Origin of the sequence: Mycobacterium europaeum (assembly GCF_034555895.2) — a bacterium.
In the GTDB taxonomy this organism is placed as follows: domain Bacteria; phylum Actinomycetota; class Actinomycetes; order Mycobacteriales; family Mycobacteriaceae; genus Mycobacterium; species Mycobacterium europaeum.
Genome location: NZ_CP157315.1, coordinates 2,511,179 through 2,536,013, shown reverse-complemented (window position 1 = coordinate 2,536,013; position 24,835 = coordinate 2,511,179). Strand labels below are relative to the sequence as shown.

General features: G+C 70.2%; 1 protein-coding gene. It reads left to right on the top strand.

Annotated features, from left to right (window positions below):
• Positions 1 to 42 precede the first annotated feature (42 nt).
• Complete coding sequence (locus U8D42_RS11200) at positions 43 to 24,729, top strand: non-ribosomal peptide synthase/polyketide synthase (RefSeq protein WP_348636950.1); 24,687 nt, start codon at positions 43 to 45, stop codon at positions 24,727 to 24,729.
• Positions 24,730 to 24,835 lie beyond the last annotated feature (106 nt).

Below are 24,835 nucleotides of genomic sequence, written 5' to 3'. Positions count from 1 at the left end.
CAACCGGGGGTTTCAGGGTGAACCCTATGGTTGGGACGTCGGATGGAGCTTGGTGACCGGGCACTCCCGCTTACTCGCGGGCAACTGGACATATGGCTCGCGCAGCAGACCCGCCATTCCGGCACCGAGTGGCAGATCGGTCTCTTCGTCACGATCGACGGCAGGGTTCACCGTGACGCCCTGAAGTGGGCGATCCGCCAAGCGCTCGAAGAAGCCGAACCCGCCAGGGCCGCATTCATCGAGGCGGACGGCGAGGTCTTCCAACGGGCGATCGACTACCCGGACGTCGAACTCCCGTTTCATGACCTGACCGGCTCGGACGATGCCGTCGCAGAAGCCCGGCGGATGGCGTTGTCGATCCAGCGGACTCCCATGCCGCTCACGGGCCCGCTGTTCCGGTTCGCCCTCTTCCAGACCCGCACCGACCAATTTCACCTGTTCGCCTGCTGCCACCACATCGTCATCGACGGAACCGGGGTCGCACTCGTCGGGCACCGCATCGCCTCCATCTACTCGGCCATCGTCTCCGCCGCGCCTGTCCCTCCGGCCGTCTTCGGCTCGCTGCAGGATCTGATCGCCTGCGAGGCCGCCTACGAAGCGTCCGGCGATTACCGGGACGACGAGGCCTACTGGACGCAGCACCTTCCCGCGAACGACGCCGCCCCGCATCGGGCGCCGCGCGCCGCGCGGGAGCGCGATCCATGGCCGTGCGCCCCGGTCGCGCTGGACGCCGGCCTCCTTCGCCGGGTCGACAAGCTCGCACAGGTGTGGGGAGTGTCCCAAACCTCGATCGTCACGGCGGCGTGCGCGCTGTTGGTGCGCCGGTGGAGCGCAGACGGCTCGGAGGTGGTCCTCGACTTCCCGGTCAACAGGCGCGTTCGCCCGGAGTCGAAAACCCTGCCCGGCATGGTCGCCGGTGTGGTGCCGCTGGTGTTACGCGTCTCGCCCGAGCTCACGGTCGCCGAGTTCTGCCGACACGTCGACGAGTGCGTTCGGGAAGCGGTTGAGCACCAACGGTTTCCGGTGCAATCGCTCGAGCGCAAAAGCCGCGGCCCGGTGGGGCCGCCGGAACGGGTGAGCGTGAATTTCGTCCCCTCGGATTTCACCCTGCCGTTCGGCGGTGTCACCGCCTCCGCGTCCTACACCAACTCCGGGCAGGCGAGTGGCTTCGGTTTGATCTTTTCCACCGACGGCGACCGGCTGTTCCTCAGCACCGCGGGCGCCTGGGAGCCGTTCTCCACCCTCGACGTCCCCTATCTGGTGGGCCGCTTGGAGCGGCTGTTGGTGGCGTTGACCACGGATACGACGCGACGGTTGCTGTCCGTCGACGTCCTCGACGAGGCCGAGGGTGCACGCCTGGACGGCTGGGGCAACCGGGCAGCCTTGGGCCCCGGTGGCCCGACGGCGGCGTCGATTCCTGAGCTGTTCGCGGTGCAGGCGGCTCGCGCGCCCGACGTTCCCGCGGTGTCGTGCGGTGGCCGGTCCTGGTCGTACCGGGAGGTGGACGAGGCGTCGAATCGCCTGGCGCGCTGGCTGATCGGGCATGGCGCGCATCGCGGGACGCATGTCGGATTGTTGGTGGAGCGGTCGGGGGAGGCCGTGATCGCGGTGCTGGGCGTGCTCAAGGCGGGAGCTGCCTATGTGCCGATCGACCCGGCGTCGCCGGCGGAGCGGGTGCGGTTCATGCTCGCCGATGCCGCGCCGGTGGCGGTGATCGTTTCCGCGGGCCTGCGGCCGCGGTTGGATGGCTTTTCGGGAGCCGTGGTCGAGGTTGATGATCCGGCGATCGAGCGCCAGTCGAGCGCGGGGGTGATGGGGCCGGCTGCCGACGACGTGGCGCACGTGATCTACACCTCCGGTACGACGGGGGTGCCCAAGGGGGTGGCGGTCACTCATCGCAACGTGACGCAGTTGTTCGAGGCGTTGGCCGGTGACGGGTTGCTGGCGGCCGGGCAGGTGTGGTCGCAGTGCCATTCCCTGGCGTTCGACTTTTCCGTCTGGGAGATCTGGGGCGCGTTGTTGCATGGGGGCCAGCTGGTGGTGGTGCCCGATGCGGTGGTGCGGTGCCCGGATGACCTGCACGCGTTGGTGATCGAGCAGCGGGTGTCGGTGTTGACCCAGACACCGTCTGCGGTGGCGGTGTTGTCACCGCAGGGTCTGGGGGCCGCGCTGGTGGTCGGGGCGGAGGCCTGCCCGGCGGCGGTGGTGGACCGCTGGGCGCCCGGGCGGGTGATGGTCAACGTCTACGGGCCCACCGAGACCACGATGTGGGTGGCCAAGAGTGCGCCGTTGGAGGCGGGCTCGGGGCCGCCGGCGATCGGGTCGCCGGTGGCGCGCGCGGCGTTCTTCGTGCTGGACGGGTGGTTGCGGCCGGTGCCGGCGGGCGCGGTGGGTGAGCTGTATGTGGCCGGGGCCGGGGTGGGGTTGGGGTACGTGCGCCGGGCGGGGTTGACCGGGTCGCGGTTCGTGGCGTGCCCGTTCGGCGGGCCCGGTGGGCGGATGTATCGGACGGGCGATCTGGTGTGGTGGGGCGTCGACGGGCAACTGCGGTATGTGGGGCGCGCCGACGAGCAGGTCAAGATCCGCGGCTACCGTATCGAATTAGGTGAAATCCAAGCCGCGATAACGGCTTTGGATGGGGTCGAGCAGGCGGTGGTGATCGCCCGCGAGGACCGCCCCGGCGACAAGCGCCTGGTCGGCTACCTCACCGGCACGGCCGACCCCGACGGGGTGCGCACCGCGCTGGGCGAGCGGCTGCCCGGTTACATGGTCCCGGCCGCCATCGTCGCCCTTGAGTCGCTGCCGATGACCCTCAACGGCAAACTCGACACCCGCGCGCTTCCGGCACCGGAATACGCCGCCGGTGATGGCTACCGCGCCCCGGCCGGTGCGGTCGAGGAGATCCTGGCCGGAATCTACGCCCAAGTCCTGGGCCTCACCCGGGTCGGCGTGGACGACTCCTTCTTCGATCTGGGCGGGGATTCGCTGTCGGCCATGCGCCTGGTCGCCGCGGTGAACGCCGCTCTGAATGCGAACCTTTCGGTGCGGGCGTTGTTCGAGGCGCCGACCATTCGCCGGCTGGTGCCCCGCCTGGGTGAGGGCGAGGGCCGCCTCCCGCGGGTGGTGGCCGGCCCCCGGCCGGCGGTGGTGCCGTTGTCGTTCGCCCAGTCCCGGTTGTGGTTCCTCGACCAACTGCACGGGTCGTCGCCCGTGCACAACATGGCCGTGGCCTTGCGCTTGCGCGGACGTCTGGATGTCGACGTCCTCGGGGCGGCACTGGCCGACGTGGTGGCCCGGCATGAAAGCCTGCGCACGGTCTTCGTCGCGCCCGACGGGACCCCGCAACAAGTGGTTGTCCCGGTCGGGCGCTTTGATTTCGGCTGGCAAGTCGTCGATGCCGGCGGGTGGGCGGCGGATCGGTTGCAGGGGGCGGTTGAGGCGGCGGCGTGTTATTCGTTTGATTTGGCGGTGGAGATTCCGTTGCGGGCGACGGTGTTTCGGGTGGGTGAGGGTGAGCATGTGTTGGTGGCGGTGGCTCATCATATTGCCGCTGATGGGTGGTCGATCACGCCGTTGGTGCGTGATTTGGGGGTGGCGTATGCCAGCCGGTGTGTTGGTGAGGTGCCGGGGTGGGCCGAATTGCCGGTGCAGTACGTGGATTACACGTTGTGGCAGCGGGCGCAGTTCGGGGATTTGGAGGATCCGCGCAGTGCGATCGCTGGGCAGTTGGCGTATTGGCAGGATGCGTTGGCGGGGATGGGGGAGCGGTTGGAGTTGCCGACGGATCGGGCGTATCCGTTGGTGGCTGATTATCGGGGTGCGCGGGTGGTAGTGGAGTGGCCTGCGCAGTTGCAGCAGCGAGTCAGTGAGGTGGCAGGTGGGCATAATGCGACGAGTTTCATGGTGGTCCAGGCCGCGTTGGCGGTGGTTTTGGGCAGGTTGGGTGCGACTTCGGATGTTGCGGTGGGTTTTCCGATCGCCGGCCGTCGTGATCCTGCGCTTGATGAGTTGGTCGGATTTTTCGTCAACACGTTGGTGTTGCGTACCGATTTGGGTGGAAATCCGACCGTGGCTGAGCTCTTGGCACAGGTCCAACGGCGCAGCCTGGCCGCCTATGAACACCAGGACGTCCCCTTCGAAGTCCTCGTCGAGCGCCTACACCCCACCCGCAGCCTCAGCCACCACCCCCTGATCCAAGTCGTCCTCGCCTGGCAAAACCTGCCCTGGCAGCACAATGGACCCACCGCGGGGCTGGCGTTGGGCGACGTGGAGGTCACCCCGATGCCGGTGGACACCCAGGTCGCCCGAATGGATTTGGTGTTCTCGTTGGCTGAGCGTTGGACCGAGGATGGTCGGCCCGCCGGGATTGGTGGGGCGGTGGAGTTTCGTACCGATGTGTTCAACTGCGCTCGGGTGGAGGCGTTGGTCGAGCAGTTGTATCAGGTGTTGGTGGCCATGACGGCTGATCCGGGGCGGCGGTTGTCGTCGATCGATGTGCTCGATGGGTGTGAGCGTGCTCGTCTTGATGAGCTGGGTAACCGGGCGGTGTTGAGTGCGCCGGTGGCTGCGGGGGTGTCGATTCCGGAGTTGTTCGCCGGGCAGGTGGCGCGGGCGCCGGAGGCGGTGGCGATCACCGATGGGGGTCGGTCGTGGACTTATGGTGAGGTTGATCAGTGGTCGACTCGGTTGGGGCGCTTGCTTGTTGAGTATGGTGCCGGGCCGGGGGAGTGTGTGGCGGTGCTGGCCGAGCGTTCGGCGCAGGCCGTGGTGGCGGTCCTGGCGGTGCTCAAGGCCGGGGCGGCCTACCTGCCCATCGACCCCGCACTGCCGCCAACACGCATCGAATTCATGCTCACCGACGCCAAGCCGGCCGCCGCGATTGTCACCCCCGACTTGCGGCCCCGGCTCGACGGGCCCGGCCTGGCCCTCATCGACATCGTCGAGCCCCCCACCGAGACCCAACCCGGCGGCGGGCTGCCGGCGCCGTCACCGGAGGACATCGCCTACATCATCTACACGTCCGGAACCACCGGGGTCCCCAAGGGCGTCGCGGTGCCGCACCGCAACGTCACCCAGCTGCTCGAGTCCGTCAACCGTGAGCTGGCGTTCGGGCGGGTGTGGTCGCAATGCCACTCGCTGGCCTTCGACTTCTCGGTGTGGGAGATCTTCGGGGCGCTGCTGCGCGGCGCCCGGCTGGTGATCGTGCCCGACGCCGTGGTCCGCTCACCAGAAGAACTGCACGCCACGCTGATTCGCGAACAGGTCAGCGTCCTCAGCCACACCCCCTCGGCGTTCTACGCGCTCTCGCCCGCGCTGGGCCAACAGCTGAAACTGCGGACCGTGGTGTTCGGCGGCGAGGCGCTGGAACCGCAGCGGCTGGCCGGGTGGTTGCGCCACCGGCCGGGGGCGCCGCGCCTGATCAACATGTATGGCATCACCGAGACCACCGTGCACGCCTCGTTCCGGAAGATCGCCGACGGCGACCTCGACAGCGGCGCCAGCCCCATCGGAGTGCCACTGCCGCACCTGGGTTTCTTCGTGCTGGACCGGTGGCTCAACCCGGTGCCCGCCGGCGTGCAGGGCGAGTTGTACGTGGCCGGTCATGGGGTGGCGCATGGGTATGTCCGCCGGGCGGGTCTGACCGCGTCGCGGTTCGTGGCGTGCCCCTTCGGAGCACCGGGACGACGGATGTATCGCAGCGGGGACCTGGTGCGCTGGGGAGCCGACGGACAGCTGCAATACCTAGGGCGGGCCGACGAGCAGGTCAAGATCCGCGGCTACCGCATCGAGCTCGGCGAAATCCATACCGCGCTAACCGATTTGGATGGCGTAAGGCAGGCCGCGGTGGCCGTCCGCGAGGACCGCCCCGGCGACAAGCGCCTGGTCGCCTACATCGCCGGCACCGCCGACCCGACCGAGGTCCGCGCCCGGCTTGCCGACCGACTGCCCCACTACATGCTCCCGGCCGCCGTCGTCGCGCTCGACGAATTGCCGCTGACCCTGAACGGCAAACTCGACACCCGCGCCCTGCCCGCACCCGACTACCAGGAAAGTGGGGAATACCGGCCTCCGGCGACTCCAGTGGAGGAAATCCTCGCCGGCATCTACGCGCGGGTCCTGGGGCTGCCGCGCGTCGGGGTCGAGGAGTCCTTCTTCGACCTCGGCGGGGATTCATTGTCGGCCATGCGTTTGGTCGCGGCGGTCACTACCGGTCTGGGCGCCCACCTCCAAGTACGAACCTTGTTCGAGGCGCCCACGATCCGGCAGTTGGCCCAGCATCTCGGTGCGGGCGAGGGCCGCCCCACCCGCATCGTGGCCGGTGCGCGGCCGGCGGTGGTGCCGTTGTCGTTCGCCCAATCCCGCTTGTGGTTCACCGATCAGTTGCAGGGGCCGTCGCCGGTTTACAACCTGCCCGCGGCGATGCAGCTGGACGGGCCCCTGGATGTCGAGGCGCTCGGGATGGCGCTCGCCGACGTGGTGGCCCGGCACGAAAGCCTGCGCACGGTGTTTGCCGCACCGCTCGGGACACCCCGGCAGGTCATCGTCCCCGCCGAGCGCGCCCACTTCGGCTGGCGAGTGGTGGACGCCGTCGAGTGGTCGGCCGGCCGCCTCGACGAGGCCATCGAGGACACTGCCCGCCACACCTTCGAGTTGGCCACCGAAATACCGTTGCGCGCGAAGCTTTTCCGGGTCTCCCCGGACCGGCATGTGTTGGTGGCGGTCATCCACCACATCGCCGCCGACGGGTCGTCCCTGACGCCGCTGGTGCGCGATCTCGGGGTGGCCTATGCCAGCAGGTGCGCGGGCGAGGCGCCCGCGTGGGCGCCGCTGGCGGTGCAGTACGCCGACTACACGCTATGGCAGCAGGCCGGCCTGGGCGCACTGGACGACCCTGACAGCGCCATCGCGGGGCAGTTGCGGTACTGGCAAAAGGCTTTGGCCGGACTGCCCGAGCGTCTCGCGCTGCCCATCGACCGGCCGTACCCGCCGGAGGCCGACCATCGCGGATCCAGCGTGGCGGTGGAGTGGCCGGCGGAGCTGCAACAGCGCGTCCGCGAGATCGCTCGCGAGCACAACGCGACCAGCTTCATGGTGCTCCAGGCCGCCCTGGCGGTGCTGCTGGCAAAAGTCGGCGCGACCTCCGATGTGGCGGTGGGCTTCCCGATCGCCGGGCGCCGGGATCCGGCGCTGGACGAACTGGTGGGCTTTTTCGTCAACACCCTGGTGCTCCGGGTCGATCTGGCCGGAAACCCCAGTCTCGCAGAGGTTTTGGCGCAGGTGCGGCAGCGCAGCCTCGCCGCCTACGAGCATCAGGACGTGCCCTTCGAGGTGCTCGTGGAACGGCTCAACCCCACCCGCAGCCTCACCCACCATCCGCTGGTGCAGGTCATGCTGACCTGGCAGAACAACGGGCCCGCCGAATTGCACCTGGGCGACGTCCGGGTGACTTCGCTGCCGCTCGACATGCGCACGGCCCGCATGGATCTGGTGTTCTCATTGGCCGAACGCTGGACCGACGACGGACAGCCCGCCGGCATCGGCGGGTCCGTGGAGTTCCGCACCGATGTGTTCGACACCGGCACCGTCGCGGCCCTGATCGACCGTTTGCGGCGGGTGTTGGTTTCGTTGACCACCGACGCGACCCGCACGCTCTCGGACGTCGACGTCCTCGACGAATCCGAAAATGCCCGCCTGCGCGCCCTCGGCAACCAAGATGCGCTGAGCCGGCCGTGGGTGCCGGTGTCGATTCCGGTGTTGTTCGCCGCGCAGGTGGCCCGTAGTCCGTTGGCGACGGCGGTGAGGTTTGAGGGCCGGTCGGTGACGTATCGGGAGCTCGATGAGGCGTCGAACCGGTTGGCGCATGCGTTGCGTGGCCGCGGCGCGGGTCCGGGGGAGTCGGTGGCGGTGCTGTTGGAGCGTTCGGCCGAGGCGATCGTGGCGATCTTGGGGGTGCTCAAGTCGGGGGCGGCGTATCTGCCGATCGATCCGGGGTTGCCGGCGGCGCGGGTGGAGTTCATGCTGGCCGATACCGCGCCGGTGGCGGCGGTGAGCACTGCGGCGCTGGCCGAGAAGCTGGCCGATCGGGTGCTGCCGATCGTCGACGTGCACAGCCCGGCCCTGCAGACCCAGCCGGCCACCGCGTTGCCGGGGCCTGATCCGGAGGATGTCGCGCACATCATCTATACGTCGGGGACCACGGGGGTGCCTAAGGGGGTGGCGGTCAGTCACGCCAATGTGACGCGGTTGTTCGACGCGCCGGCGGTGGGGGTGGCGTTGGCGCCGGATCAGGTGTGGACCCAGTTCCATTCGTATGCCTTTGATTTCTCGGTGTGGGAGATCTGGGGTGCGTTGTTGCATGGTGGGCGGTTGGTGGTGGTGCCCGAGGCGGTGGCCCGCTCGCCCAAGGATTTCCATGCGTTGTTGGTCGCCGAGCGGGTCACGGTGTTGAGTCAGACCCCGGCGGCGGTGCGGATGCTCTCACCGCAGGGTTTGGATTCCACGGCGCTGGTGATCGGGGCCGAGCCGGTGCCCGCGGAGTTGGTGGATCGCTGGGCGCCGGGGCGGGCGATGATGAACGTCTACGGGCCGACCGAGAGCGCCATCTTTGCCTCGATGAGCACCCCGTTGGCCGCGAAAGCGGGGGCGCCGGCGATCGGGTCGGCGGTGCCCGGGGCGGGGTTGTTTGTGCTGGACGGCTGGTTGCGGCCGGTGCCGGCCGGGGTGGTCGGTGAGTTGTATGTGGCCGGTCGCGGGGTGGGGTTGGGGTATGTGCGCCGGGCGGGGTTGACCGCCTCGCGGTTCGTGGCGTGCCCGTTCGGCGGGCCCGGCGGGCGGATGTATCGGACGGGCGATCTGGTGTGCTGGGGCGCCGATGGGCAGCTGCGGTATGTGGGGCGCGCCGACGAGCAGGTCAAGATCCGCGGCTACCGTATCGAATTGGGCGAAATCCAAGCCGCGATAACGGCTTTGGATGGGGTCGAGCAGGCGGTGGTGATCGTGCGCGAGGACCGTCCCGGCGACAAGCGCCTGGTGGGCTACCTCACCGGCACCGCCGACCCCGCCGAGGTGCGCACCGCGCTGGCCCAGCGGCTGCCCGGCTACATGGTCCCGGCTGCCATCGTCGCCCTTGAGTCCCTGCCGATGACCCTCAACGGCAAACTCGACACCCGCGCCCTGCCCGCCCCCGAATACGCCGACACCGATCACTACCGGGCTCCCACCAGTGCGGTCGAGGAGATCCTGGCCGGAATCTACGCCCAAGTCCTGGGTCTCGAGCGGGTCGGCATCGACGACTCGTTCTTCCAGCTCGGCGGAGACTCGCTCTCGGCAATGCGGGTGATCGCGGCCATCAATAATGGCTTCGATAGCGCTCTTTCGGTGCGGGCGTTGTTCGAGGCGCCCACGGTGGCGCAGCTCGCCCCCCGCATAGGGCTGTGCGGCGGCGGCCTGGCGCCGCTGGTCGCCGGATCCCGGCCGGCCGTGGTCCCGCTGTCCTTCGCCCAGTCCAGACTGTGGTTCCTCGACCAATTGAACGGCCCGTCGCCCGTCTACAACATGCCGGCGGTGCTGCGGCTGGTCGGGCCGCTGGATACCGACGCACTGCGCGCCGCTTTGAACGACGTGGTGGCCCGGCATGAAAGTCTGCGCACGATCTTCGTCGCGCCCGAGGGCACCCCGCAACAGATCGTGCTGCCACCCCACCAGGCGCGCGTCAAGTGCGAGGTGGTCGATGCGGGCGGGTGGGCGGCGGATCGGTTGCAGGGGGCGGTTGAGGCGGCGGCGTGTTATTCGTTTGATTTGGCGGTGGAGATTCCGTTGCGGGCGACGGTGTTTCGGGTGGGTGAGGGTGAGCATGTGTTGGTGGCGGTGGCTCATCATATTGCCGCTGATGGGTGGTCGATCACGCCGTTGGTGCGTGATTTGGGGGTGGCGTATGCCAGCCGGTGTGTTGGTGAGGTGCCGGGGTGGGCCGAATTGCCGGTGCAGTACGTGGATTACACGTTGTGGCAGCGGGCGCAGTTCGGGGATTTGGAGGATCCGCGCAGTGCGATCGCTGGGCAGTTGGCGTATTGGCAGGATGCGTTGGCGGGGATGGGGGAGCGGTTGGAGTTGCCGACGGATCGGGCGTATCCGTTGGTGGCTGATTATCGGGGTGCGCGGGTGGTAGTGGAGTGGCCTGCGCAGTTGCAGCAGCGAGTCAGTGAGGTGGCAGGTGGGCATAATGCGACGAGTTTCATGGTGGTCCAGGCCGCGTTGGCGGTGGTTTTGGGCAGGTTGGGTGCGACTTCGGATGTTGCGGTGGGTTTTCCGATCGCCGGCCGTCGTGATCCTGCGCTTGATGAGTTGGTCGGATTTTTCGTCAACACGTTGGTGTTGCGTACCGATTTGGGTGGAAATCCGACCGTGGCTGAGCTCTTGGCACAGGTCCAACAGCGCAGCCTGGCCGCCTATGAACACCAGGACGTCCCCTTCGAAGTCCTCGTCGAGCGCCTACACCCCACCCGCAGCCTCAGCCACCACCCCCTGATCCAAGTCGTCCTCGCCTGGCAAAACGTCGACCTCGCCGACCTGGCCCTGGGTGGTCTTCACGTCACCCCGATGCCGGTGGACACCCGCAGCGCTCAAATGGATTTGGTGTTCTCGTTGGCTGAGCGTTGGACCGAGGATGGTCGGCCCGCCGGGATTGGTGGGGCGGTGGAGTTTCGTACCGATGTGTTCAACTGCGCTCGGGTGGAGGCGTTGGTCGAGCAGTTGTATCAGGTGTTGGTGGCCATGACGGCTGATCCGGGGCGGCGGTTGTCGTCGATCGATGTGCTCGATGGGTGTGAGCGTGCTCGTCTTGATGAGCTGGGTAACCGGGCGGTGTTGAGTGCGCCGGTGGCTGCGGGGGTGTCGATTCCGGAGTTGTTCGCCGGGCAGGTGGCGCGGGCGCCGGAGGCGGTGGCGATCACCGATGGGGATCGGTCGTGGACTTATGGTGAGGTTGATCAGTGGTCGACTCGGTTGGGGCGCTTGCTTGTTGAGTATGGTGCCGGGCCGGGGGAGTGTGTGGCGGTGCTGGCCGAGCGTTCGGCGCAGGCCGTGGTGGCGGTCCTGGCGGTGCTCAAGGCCGGGGCGGCCTACCTGCCCATCGACCCCGCACTGCCGCCAACACGCATCGAATTCATGCTCACCGACGCCATACCGGTCGCCGCCGTCACCACCGCGGGCGTGCGGTCGCGGCTGGACGGGTCGGACATCGCCGTCATCGAATTCGACGACCCCGAACTGGCCACCCAATCCCGCTGCGCGCCGCCGCTGCCCGACCCTGAGGACATCGCCTACGTCATCTACACCTCCGGAACCACCGGGGTCCCCAAGGGCGTGGCCGTCACCCACCACAACGTCACCCAGTTGCTGCAGTCAGCCGACGACGAATTGAGGCTCGGGCGGGTGTGGTCGCAATCCCACTCGCTAGCCTTCGACTTCTCGGTGTGGGAGATCTTCGGGGCGCTGCTGCGCGGCGCCCGGCTGGTGATCGTGCCCGACGCCGTGGTCCGCTCACCAGAAGAACTGCACGCCAAGCTGATTCGCGAACAGGTCGACGTCCTCAGCCACACCCCCTCGGCGGTTGCGGCTTTGTCGCCGCACGGCCTGGACTCGATCGCGACACTGGTGATGGGCGGGGAGGCCTGTCCGCACGAGGTGGTCGACCGGTGGGCGCCCGGGCGGGTGATGGTCAACCAGTACGGTCCGACCGAGACCACGATGTACGTGGCCATGACCGCGCCGCTGACCGCGGGAACCGGAGCACCGCCGATCGGGTCACCGGTGCCCGGCGCGGCGTTGTTCGTGCTAGACACCTGGCTGCGGCCGGTCCCGGTCGGTGTGGTCGGTGAGTTGTACGTGGCCGGACGCGGCGTCGCGTGCGGGTATGTCGGCCGGTCGGCGTTGACCTCTTCGCGTTTCGTGGCCTGCCCCTTCGGGGCGGCCGGGCAACGGATGTACCGCACCGGGGACCTGGTGCGCTGGGGGGCCGACGGACAGCTGCAGTACCTGGGGCGGGCCGACGATCAGGTCAAGATCCGCGGCTACCGCATCGAGCTCGGCGAAATCCGCACGGCCCTGGCCGGTTTGGCGGGCGCCGGACAGACGGCGGTGGTCGTCCGCGAGGACCGCCCAGGCGACAAGCGCCTCGTTGCCTACACCACCGGCACCGCCGCACCCGCCGACATCCGAAGCCGGCTCGCCGACCGGCTGCCCAACTACATGGTCCCCGCCGCCGTCGTCGCGGTGGATGCGATCCCGTTGACGGTCAACGGCAAACTCGACACCCGCGCCCTGCCCGCACCCGACTACCACAGCGCCGAGCAGTACCGCGCCCCCGGCGACGCCGTCGAGGAGATCCTGGCCGGCATCTACGCCCAGGTGCTCGGTGTCGAGCGAGTGGGGATCGACGACTCCTTCTTCGACCTGGGCGGGGACAGCATCTTGTCGATGCAGGTGGTGGCCCGCGCGCGGGCGGCCGGTGTTCTGTTCCGCCCGCGTGACATCTTTGTCGAACAGACGGTGGCGCGGCTGGCCCGGGTGGCCGGCGTGGCCGCCGACGAGGACGTGGCCGACGATGGCACCGGCCCGGTGGTCGCGACACCGATCATGCACTGGCTGCAGCGGATTGACGGTCCGGTCGATCAGTTCAACCAGACGGTGGTGGTGCGGGCGCCCGCGGGCGTCACCCAGGACGACGTGGTGGTGCTGCTGCAGGCCCTGATCGACCGGCACCCCATGCTGCGGCTGTGCGTGGACGACGATGGCGCCGGCGGCTGGTCGCTGCGTGCGCCCGAGCCCGGCGCGGTTGACGCTCGCAGCTGCCTGCACGTCGTCGACGCGTTGTCCGAAGAGGCGGTGGTGGCCGCGCGATCGCGATTGGACCCGGCCGCGGGGGTGATGCTGCGCGCGGTCTGGGCGGAGCCCACCGGGCGGTTGGCGTTGATCGTCCACCACCTGGCCGTCGACGGGGTGTCGTGGCGAATCCTGTTGGAAGACGTCAACATCGCCTGGGCACAGCAGCGCACCGGGCAACCGGTGGCGCTGCCGCCCGGCGGGACGTCGTTCGCCCGCTGGTCGGCGATGCTGGCCGAGTACGCCCGGCGCCCCGAGGTCGTCGACCGGGCCGGCGCCTGGCGCGAAGTGGCGACCGCCCCGGCCCCGCTGCCGGCGGTACGCCCGGGCGTCGACACGTACGAGACGGCCGAACAGTTGTCGGTGTCGCTGGACGCCGACACCACGCGCATGTTGTTGGGGGCAGTGCCGGCGGCGTTTCACGCCGGTGTCCAGGATATTTTGGTGGTCGCCCTCGGGTTGGCGATCAACGAATTCCTGGGCACCGGCGCGCCGCCTTATATCGACGTCGAGGCCCACGGCCGGCACGAAGACGTCGGCCCGCGCGTCGACCTGTCCCGCACCGTGGGCTGGTTCACCGCCAAATACCCGGTCGCGCTTCGGCTCGGCGCGCCGCACTGGCCGAAGGTCAAAGCGGGCGACCCCGAGCTGGGCGCGCTGATCAAGGAAGCCAAGGAGCAGCTGCGTGCCCTGCCGGACGGGCTGACCTACGGGCTCTTGCGTTATCTCAACCCCGACGTCGGCCTGGACGATTCGGACCCGGCGATCGGATTCAACTACCTGGGACGGCTCGCGGGGACGGCCGAGCTGTCCGACGACTTGTGGCGCCTCGATCAGGACAGCCTGTCGTTGACCGCCGCGGCGGCGGCGCTGCCGATGCCGCTGGGGCACACGCTGGAACTCAACGCCGGCGCCACGGACACGGCGAACGGACCACGCCTGCAGGCGAATTGGACCTGGGCGCCCTCGGCGCTGACCCGCGAACAGGTCGGCGGGCTCAGCCGGCTGTGGTGCGAAGCGCTGGCCGGCATCTGCGCGCACGTGCGCAACGGCGGGGGCGGCCTGACCCCGTCGGACATCGCCCCCGCCCGGCTGAGCCAGCAGCAGATCGACGCGCTGTGCCGGCAACAGCCCGTCGCCGACGTGTTGCCGCTGACCCCGCTGCAGCGGGGACTGCTCTTCCACGCCGGCACCGGACGAGACCCCGGCGACGACGTGTACGCGGTGCAGCTCGACATCACGGTGTGCGGCCCGCTCGACCCCCAGCGCCTGCGCGAGGCGGTCCGCACCGTGCTCATCCGGCACCCCAACCTGATGGCCCGGTTCTGCGAAGCGTTCGAGGAGCCGGTGCAGATCATCCCCGCCGACCCCGCCGTGGCGTGGCGCTACCTCCAGCTCGACGCCGACGACCCCGACCCGGACGAGCGGGTCGCGCAGCTGTGCGCCGCCGAACGGGCCGCGGTGTGCGACCTGGCCGCCCGCCCGGCGTTCCGGACCGCGTTGGTCCGCACCGCGAAAGACCGGCACCGCTTCGTGTTGACCGTCCACCACGTCGTGATGGACGGATGGTCGCTGCCGATCGTGCTCCAGGAGATCTTCGCCGGCTATTACCGAGAGCGGTTGCCGGCGGCGGCGCCGTACCGCAGCTACCTCACCTGGCTGGCCGACCGCGACCTGGCGGCCGCGCGAGCGGCGTGGCGCCGGGTGCTCGACGGCTTCGACACCCCGACGTTGGTCCGCCCCTCGGGCCGGGCGGGCCGGCGGGGCGTCGCCACCTTCGCAGTGCCGGCCGAAACCACGCGGGCCCTCGGCGGGCTGGCCCGCGCGTCGCACACCACCGTCAGCACCGTCCTGCAGGCCGCCTGGGCGCAGCTGCTGGCGTGGCTGACCGGCCAGGACGACGTGGTCTTCGGTGCCGTGGTCTCCGGCCGCCCCGCCGAGCTGCCCGGCGCCGAATCGATGGTGGGCTTGCTGATCAACACGGTCCCGGTGCGGGCCACGATCACCGCAGCGCAAACGGCCGCCGGTCTCCTCGACCAGTTGCGCCGCGCCCACAACCAGACGCTCGACCACGAGCACCTGGCGCTGCCCGAAATCCACCGCGCCACCGGCCACGACCAGTTGTTCGACACCCTGTTCGTGTACGAGAACTACCCGATCGACACCGCCGCGCTGGCCGGCGCCCACGAACTCACCGTCTCCGAATTCACCAGCCGCGAGTTCAACCACTATCCGCTCTCGGTGCAGGCCGTGCCGGGCGACGAGCTGGGCCTGCGCGTCGAATTCGACACCGACGTCTTCGACGCGGCCGGCATCGAGACCCTGATCGCACGGTTCCGCCGGGTGTTGGTCGCCATGACCGCCGACCCCGACCGCCCGTTGTCGGCGATCGACGGCCTCGATGAGGCGGAGCACTCTCGCCTGGTCGCATGGGGCAACCGGGCAGCGCTCGCCGAGCCGGTGACCGGGCCGTCGATTCCGGAGCTGTTCGCCGCGCAGGTGGCCCGCGCCCCGGAGGCGGTGGCGCTGAGCTTCGAAGGCCGTTCCATGACGTATCGGGAGCTGGACGAGGCCGCGAACCGCGTGGCCCGCCTGCTCGCCGCCCACGGTGCCGCACCAGGAACCTTTGTGGCGCTGCTGTTTTCGCGGTCCGCCGATGCCGTCGTCGCGATCCTGGCGGCACTCAAGACGGGGGCCGCCTACCTGCCGATCGATCCCGGCCTGCCGGCGGCGCGGATCGGGTTCATGATCGCCGACGCCGCGCCCATCGTCGCCGTCACCACCGCCGACCTGCGTGGGCGGCTCGACGGCTCCGGCGTGCCGGTCATCGACGTGCACCACCTACCGGTGGACACCGGCCCCGCCGCGGACTTGACCGCACCGGCCCCCGACGACCTCGCCTACCTCATCTACACATCCGGCACCACGGGCGTCCCCAAGGGCGTCGCGGTCACGCACCACAACGTCACCCAGCTGATGACGTCGCTGCATGCGCCGCTGCCGGCCCCGGGCGTCTGGTCGCACTCGCATTCACTGGCCTTCGACGTCTCCGTCCAGGAAATCTTCGGCGCGCTGCTGGGCGGCGGGCGCCTCGTCGTGGTGCCCGAATCGGTGGTCCGCGCACTGGAAGAACTGCGCGCCTTGCTGATTCGTGAACGCGTCAGCGTCCTGAGTCAGACCCCGTCCGAGGCCGGCGCCCTGTCGACCGAGGGCCTGGATGCCGTGGCCCTGGTGATCGGCGGTGAACCGTGCCCGCCCGAGCTGGTCGATCGGTGGGCGCCGGGCCGGGTGATGGTCAACGCCTACGGCCCCACCGAAACCACCGTGGACGCGGCGCTCAGCGCGCCGCTGACCGCGGGGGCCGGAGCGCCCATCGGATCGCCGGTGTCCGGCGCCGCGTTCGTGGTGTTGGACCGGTCGCTGCGGCCGGTGCCGGCCGGGGTGGTCGGGGAGTTGTATGTGGCCGGCCGCGGTGTGGCGTGCGGTTATCTGGGCCGGTCCGGCTTGACGGCGTCGCGGTTCGTGGCCTGCCCGTTCGGTGGGACAGGGACCCGCATGTACCGCACCGGCGACCTGGTGCGCTGGGGCGCCGACGGGCGGCTGCGGTACCTGCGGCGCGCCGACGATCAGGTCAAGATCCGCGGGCATCGCATCGAACTCGGCGAGATACGCGCCGCGCTGACCGCTTTCGAGGGCGTGCAGCAGGCGGCGGTGATCGCCCGCGAGGGCAGGCTGGTCGGCTACGTCACCGGAACCGTCGACCCGGCCGCGATCCGTACCGCGCTCGCCGAACGGTTGCCGGCCTACATGGTGCCCGCCGCGGTCGTCGTCTTGGACGCAATCCCGTTGACGCTCAACGGCAAACTCGACAAACGGGCGCTGCCGGCCCCGGAGTACCACGACGCCGAGTCCTACCGCGCCCCGGCGACGCCGATCGAGGGGATCCTCGCCGAGATCTACGCGCGCGTGCTGGGCTTGGCCCGGGTGGGGGTCGAGGAGTCGTTCTTCGACCTGGGCGGTGATTCGCTGGCGGCCATGCGCCTGATCGCCGCCGCCAACGCGGCCTTGGACACCCACCTGTCGGTGCGTGCGGTGTTCGAGGCGCCCACCGTTCGCCGACTGGCGCCGCTGGTGGGACCGGGCGGAGACGGACCGGCGCGCGTGGTGGCCGGCGCGCGGCCCGCGGTGCTGCCCCTGTCCTTCGCGCAATCCCGGCTGTGGTTCATCGAACAGCTGCACGGGCCGTCGCCGCTCTACAACATGGCGGCGGCACTGCGGCTGCGCGGCCAACTGGACCGCGCCGCGTTGGGCGCGGCGCTGGCCGATGTGCTGGCCCGCCACGAAAGCCTGCGCACGGTGTTCGTCGCGGCCGAGGGCACGCCCCACCAGGTGGTGCTGCCGCCGGAGCGCGCCGACGCCGACTGGGACGTGGTCGACGCCACCGAATGGTCCGCGGCGCGGCTGGCGGAGGCCGTCCAGGCGAGCGCGGGGCGCCCATTCGACCTGGCCACCGAGATTCCCTTGCGGGCAACGCTGTTCACGATCGCCGAGGACGAACACGTCCTGGTGGCCGTCGTGCACCACATCGCCGCCGATGGCTGGTCGCTCACCCCGCTGGTGCGCGACCTCGGCGTGGCCTACGCCGGCCGGTGCGCGGGCCGGGCGCCGGGGTGGGCGCCGCTGGCGGTGCAATACGCCGACTACACCCTGTGGCAGCGCGGCCGGCTCGGCGATCTGGACGACCCGGACAGCCCGATCGCCGGGCAGCTGCGCTACTGGCAGGACGCGTTGGCCGGGATGCCCGAGCGCCTCGAGTTGCCCACCGACCGGCCGTATCCGGTGGTCGCCGATCACCGCGGCGCCAGGGTGGACGTCGAGTGGCCCGCCGAGCTGCAGGACCGGGTGCGCGAGCTGGCGCGGGCGCACAACGCGACCAGTTTCATGGTGATCCAGGCCGCCCTGGCCGTGTTGCTCGCCAAGCTCACCGCGAGTTCCGATGTGGCCGTGGGCTTTCCGATCGCCGGGCGTCGCGATCCCGCGCTCGATGACGTGGTCGGCTTCTTCGTCAACACCGTGGTGTTGCGGGTCGACCTGGCCGGGGACCCGTGTATCGCCGAACTTCTGGCCCAGGTGCGCCGGCGCAGCCTGGCCGCCTACGAGCATCAGGACGTGCCCTTCGAGGTCCTCGTCGAACGGCTCAACCCCACCCGCAGCCTCGGGTACCACCCGCTGGTTCAGGTGATGCTGGCCTGGCAGAACACCGAGCCCGCCGACCTGGCGTTGGGAGATCTGCAGGTCACCGCGCTGCCGGTGGACACCCGCACGGCCCGCACCGATCTGTTGTTCTCGCTGGCCGAGCGCTGGACCGGTGACGGACGGCCCGCCGGGATCGGCGGGGCGGTGGAGTTCCGCACCGACGTCTTCGACACCGCCACCGTCGCAACGTTTGTCGCGCGGCTCCAGCGGGTGGTGGCGGCCATGACCGCCGACCCCGCCCGCCGGTTGTCGTCCATCGATGTGCTCGACGAGGCGGAGCACGCCCGCCTCGAGGTCATCGGCAACCACGCCGCGCTGAGCCGGCCCGCGCCGGCGGGCAGGTCGATTCCGGAAACGTTCGCCACCCAGGTGGAGCGCGCGCCGGACGCGGTGGCCATCACCTGCGGCGGCCGTTGCCTGACCTACCGGGAGGTCGACGACAAGGCGAATCGCCTGGCGCACCGGCTCCTCCAGCTCGGCGCGGGTCCGGGGGAGCGGGTCGCGCTGCTGATGCCCCGCTCGGCCGAGGCCGTCGTGGCGATCCTGGCGGTGCTGAAGACCGGGGCGGCGTACGTGCCGGTCGATCCGGGGCTGCCGGCCGCGCGGGTCGGCTTCGTCCTCGACGACGCCGCACCCGCCGCCGTGCTCACCACGGCCGGCCTGCGGCCGCGCCTCGACGGCTGCGGCCTGCCCGTCGTCGACGCCCACGACGACGACGCCGCCCACCCCGCCGCGGCGCCACCGGCCCCGGCGCCCGACGACATCGCCTATGTCATCTACACGTCCGGCACCACCGGGACCCCCAAAGGCGTGGCGGTCACCCACCGCAACGTCATCCGGCTGCTGGAGTCCCTGGACGCCGAGTTGGAGCTGGGAACGGTGTGGACGCTGTGCCACTCCCTGGCCTTCGACTTCTCCGTGTGGGAGATGTTCGGCGCGCTGCTGCACGGTGGCCGCCTGGTGGTAGTGCCAGACTCCGTGGTCCGCTCACCGGACGACCTGCACGCCTTGCTGGTTCACGAACAGGTCAGCGTCCTCAGCCAGACGCCGTCGGCGTTCTACGCGCTGCAAACCGCCGATGCGCTGACGCCAGACCTCGGCCAACAGCTCAAGCTGCAGACGCTGGTGTTCGGCGGCGAGGCGCTCGAAGCCGCGCGGCTGGCCACGTGGCTGGACAGCCATCCGGGACGGCCACGCATCATCAACATGTACGGAACCACCGAGACCACGGTGCACGCCTCGCTCCGCGAGATCGTCGTCGGTGACGTCGACGGCGACGCCAGCCCGATCGGAATTCCCCTGGCGCACCTCGCCTTCTTCGTGCTGGACGCCTGGTTGCGGCCGGTGCCGGCGGGGGTGGTCGGCGAGCTGTACGTGGCCGGCCGGGGGTTGGCATGTGGCTACCTCGGACGGCCGGGCCTGACGGCGTCGCGGTTCGTGCCGTGCCCCTCGGGCGCGCCCGGGCGGCGCATGTACCGCACCGGGGACTTGGTGCGCTGGGGCGCCGACGGGCAGCTGCAATACCTCGGCCGCGCCGACGATCAGGTCAAGATCCGCGGCTACCGCATCGAGCTCGGTGAAATCCGTTCGGCGCTAACCGGTTTGGACGGGGTGCGGCAGGCCGCGGTGATCGCCCGCGAGGACCGTCCCGGAGACAGGCGGCTGGTGGGGTACGTGACCGGGCGGGCTGACCCGGCCGGCATCCGCGCCGCGCTCGCCGAGCGACTGCCCGCCTACATGGTGCCCGCCGCCATCGTCGTCGTGGACGCGATCCCGTTGACCGTCAACGGCAAACTCGACACCCGGGCCCTGCCGGCGCCCGACTACGGCGACACCGGCCGCTACCGCGCCCCCGCCACCCCCACCGAGGAGATCCTGGCCGGCATCTACGCCCAGATCCTGGGCCTCGACCGGGTCGGCGTCGACGACTCGTTCTTCGATCTGGGCGGCGATTCGCTGGCAGCGATGCGCCTGATCGCGGCCGTCAACACCGGCCTCAACGCCCACCTGGGGGTGCGGTCGCTGTTCGAGGCGCCCACCATTCACCGGTTGGCATCGCGCCTCGGCAAGGACGGCACGGGCCGCACCCCGTTGGTGGCGATCGAGCGGCCCGCGGTGATCCCGTTGTCCTTCGCCCAATCCCGATTGTGGTTCCTCGACCAGTTGCAGGGGCCCTCGGCGGTGTACAACATGGCGGCGGCGCTGCGGCTGGACGGGCGCCTGGATGCGGACGCCTTCCGTGCCGCACTGGGCGACGTGGTGGCCCGCCACGAAAGCCTGCGCACGGTCTTCGTCGCCGCCGAGGGGACACCGCTACAGGTCGTGAAGACACCAGAGGAGGCCGACGTCGGATGCGATGTGCTCGACGCCACCGGCTGGCCGCAGGACCGGTTGGCCGAGGCCGTCGAGGCGGTCGCCCACTACGCGTTCGACCTGAGAACCGAAATCCCGTTGCGGGCTTGGCTTTTCCGCACCGACACAGAAGAGCACGTGCTGGTGACGGTGTTGCACCACATCGCCGCCGACGGCCTGTCGCTCACGCCGCTGGTGCGCGATCTCGGCGTGGCCTACGCCGGCCGGTGCGCGGGCGAAGCCCCGAACTGGGCGCCGCCGGCCGTGCAGTACGCCGACTACGCGCTGTGGCAACGTTCCCATCTCGGCGACCCGGACGACCCGGACAGTCCCATCGCCGGGCAGTTGCGGTTCTGGGAGCACACGCTGGCCGGGATGCCCGAGCGACTGGTGCTGCCCACCGACCGGCCCTATCCGCTGGTGGCCGATCACCGCGGGTCGACCGTGGGGGTGCGGTGGTCGGCCGAGTTGCAGCAACGGGTGCGCGAGGCGGCGCGGGCGCACAACGCGACCAGTTTCATGGTGATCCAGGCGGCGCTGGCGGTGCTGTTGTCGACGCTGAGCGGAAGCAGCGAGGTCGCCGTCGGCTTCCCGATCGCCGGGCGCCGCGACCCGTGCCTCGACGACGTGGTGGGTTTCTTCGTCAACACCCTCGTGCTGCGGACGGATCTCGGCGGGGACCCGACCGTCGCGCAACTGCTGGCACAGGTCCGCGGGCGCAGCCTGGCCGCCTACGAACACCAGGACGTCCCCTTCGAGGTGCTGGTCGAGCGGCTGCACCCGGCCCGCAGCCTGAGCCATCACCCGCTGGTGCAGGTGATGCTGGCCTGGCAGAACAACGACCAGACCGAGCTGAGCCTGGGTGACCTGCACGTCGCCCCGCTCCCGGTGGACAGCCACACCGCCCGCATGGACCTGACGTTCTCACTGGCCGAGCACTTCGACGGCACCGGTGAGCCCGCCGGGATCGGTGGGCAGGTCGAGTTCCGCACCGACGTGTTCGACGCGGGCACCATCGAAAAGCTGGTCCAACGCCTGCACCAGGTGGTGCTGGCCATCACCGCCGACCCCGGACGTCCGTTGTCGTCGATCGACGTGCTCGATGACGACGAGCGCGCCCGCCTCGACGAGTGGGGCAACCGCGCGGTCTCCAGCCGCCCGGTGACCTGGCCGTCGATCCTGGAGGTGTTCGCCACGCACGTCGCCCGCGCCCCGGAGGCGGTGGCCGTCAGCTGCGGGGACCGCTCGATGACCTACCGGGAACTCGACCTGGCCGCAAACCGGTTGGCGCACTTGCTCGTCGACCGCGGGGCCGGACCGGGCGAATGCGTGGCGCTGCTCGCGGACCGCTCGGCCGAGGCCGTCGTGGCGATCCTGGCGGTGCTCAAGACCGGGGCGGCCTACCTGCCGATCGACCCGGGGCTGCCCGAGGCGCGGATCGACTTCCTGCTCGCCGACGCCGCGCCGGTCGCCGCGCTGACCACCGCCGGTCTGCGGGCGCGGCTGGACGGTTTCGAACGCCCGGTCGTCGACGTCGACGATCCCGCCCTGCCCGCCCAGCCCGGCGGCGCGCCGCCGGCGGCGCCGACGGCCGACGACCTCGCCTACATCATCTACACGTCCGGGACCACCGGAACCCCGAAAGGCGTTGCGGTCACGCACCGTAACGTCACGCAGTTGTTCGCCCCGCTCGACGCGCCCCTGCCGGCGGGCGGGGTGTGGTCGCAGAGCCATTCGCTGGTCTTCGACGTGTCGGTCTGGGAGATCTTCGGGGCGCTGTTGCACGGCGGGCGGGTGCTGGTGGTGCCCGACGCCACGGCCCGCTCCCCGCAAGACCTGCACGCCCTCCTGACCGCCGAAAACGTCGGCGTGCTCACCCAGACGCCGTCGGAGGCGGGAATGCTGTCTCCCGAGGGTCTCGACTCGGCCGCCTTGGTGGTGGCCGGCGAGGCCTGTCCGGAAGAAGTGGTGGACCGGTGGGCGCCGGGGCGGACCATGCTCAACGTCTACGGCCCCACCGAGACCACGATGTGTGTGGCGATCAGCGCGCCGCTGGTGCCCGAGTCGGGAACCCCGCCCATCGGTTCACCCGTGCCGGGTGCCGCGCTGTTCGTGCTCGACGGGCGGCTGCGGCCGGCGCCGACCGGCGTGATCGGGGAGCTCTATGTGACCGGGGCGGGCCTGACGTACGGATACGTGCGCCGGGGCGGTCTGACCGCGTCGCGGTTCGTCGCGTGCCCGTTCGGGGTGCCCGGACAGCGCATGTATCGCACCGGGGATCTGGTCTGCTGGGGCGCCGACGGGCAACTGAAGTACGTGGGCCGCGCCGACGACCAGGTCAAAATCCGTGGGCACCGCGTCGAACTCGGGGAGGTCCGCGCCGCCCTGGCCGCCCTGGACGGCGTCGGGCAGGCGGCGGTGATCGCCCGCGAAGACCGTCCCGGCGACAGGCGGCTGGTGGGATACGTGACCGGGTCCGCCGACCCGGCCGGGCTGCGCGCGGCGCTGGCCGACCGGCTACCCGCCTACCTGGTCCCCGCCGCGGTGGTGGCGGTCGACGCGCTGCCGTTGACGGTCAACGGCAAACTCGACACCCGGGCGTTGCCCGCCCCGCAATACACCGATCGTGACCGCTACCGCCCGCCGGCCACACCGATCGAGGAGACTCTGGCCGACATCTATGCCCAGGTCCTGGGCGTGGAGCGGGTGGGCGTGGAGGAGTCGTTCTTCGACCTCGGCGGCGATTCACTGTCGGCCATGCGCCTGATTGCGGCGATCCACACCAGCCTGGGCATCCAGCTGCCCGTGCGCGCAGTCTTCGACGCCCCGTCGGTGCGCAGCCTGAGCCAGCAATTGGACCGGCACGCACAGGATTTCGGGGCCGAACGCACGCCCGGCCCCGGCTTCGCGTCGGTGCACGGTCGCGACGCCACCGAGATCTACGCGAGTGATCTGAAGCTGGACAGGTTCATCGACGCCGCGACGCTGGGGACCGCGCCGGCGTTGCCCGGGCCGAGTTCGCAGGTGCGCACGGTGTTGTTGACCGGGGCGACCGGTTTCCTGGGGCGTTATCTGGTGTTGCAGTGGCTCGAGCAGCTGGAGTTGGTGGACGGCAGGCTGATCTGTCTGGTGCGGGCGGGCTCGGACGAGGAGGCCCGTCAGCGGCTGGAGAAGACCTTCGACAGCGGTGATCCGAAGTTGTTGCGGTATTTCCAGGATCTGGCCGCCGATCACTTGGAGGTGATCGCGGGGGACAAGGGCGCGGCGAATCTTGGTCTGGACGAGCGGACGTGGCAGCGGTTGGCCGACACTGTCGACCTGATCGTGGACTCGGCGGCCCTGGTCAACGGTGTGTTGCCCTACAGCGAGCTGTTCGGGCCGAACGTCGCGGGCACCGCCGAGCTGATCCGGGTGGCCCTGACCACCAAACTCAAGCCCTACACGTACGTTTCGACCGCCAACGTCGGGGACGGGGTGGAGCCGGCGGCGTTCACCGAGGACGCCGACATCCGGGTCATCAGCCCCACCCGGACCCTCGACGGCGGGTATTCCAACGGCTACGGCAACAGCAAGTGGGCCGGCGAGGTGCTGCTGCGCGAGGCGCACGACCTGTGCGGCCTGCCGGTCTCGGTGTTCCGCTGCGACCTTCTGCTGGCCGGTGTCAGCTATGCGGGGCAGCTCAACCTGTCGGACGTGTTCACCCGGATGGTGTTGAGCCTGGCGGCGACCGGTGTCGCGCCGCGCTCGTTCTACCAGCTGGACGCCGAGGGCAATCGGCAGCGTGCGCATTTCGATGCGCTGCCGGTGGAGTTCGTCGCCGAGGCGGTCACCACGCTGGGTGCCCAGGTGATGGACGGGTTCGAGACCTATCACGTGATGAACCCGCACGACGACGGCGTCGGCATCGACGAGTACGTCGACTGGCTGATCGAGGCGGGCTATCCGATCGAACGGATCGACGACTTCGGCGAGTGGCTGCAGCGCTTCGAGGCCGCCCTGCGCGAACTGCCGGAACAGCAGCGCCAGCACTCGGTGTTCCCGCTGTTACAGTCGGCCGGCACCGAGCTGGTCGAGCCCGGTGCGCCGGCGCGCGGGTCGCTCGCCCCGACCGACCGCTTCCGGGCCGCGGTTCAGGAAGCCAAGATCGGCGCCGACGGCGACGATCCGGACATCCCGCACGTCACGGCGCCGGTGATCGTCAAATACGTCACCGACCTGCAACTGCTCGGCCTGCTGTAAAGCACTGAGCGGCAGCAGGTTTCACGCGGACCGAACGCAATGCCCGGCATTTCGGCCACGTCGGCGCAAACCCTGACTACCATCACCGGTGATCGTGACGGTGTCC

Coding starts and splice junctions, on each gene's coding strand:
- U8D42_RS11200 (WP_348636950.1), top strand. CDS start 43: ATGGAGCTTGGTGACCGGGCACTCCCGCTTACTCGCGGGCAACTGGAC.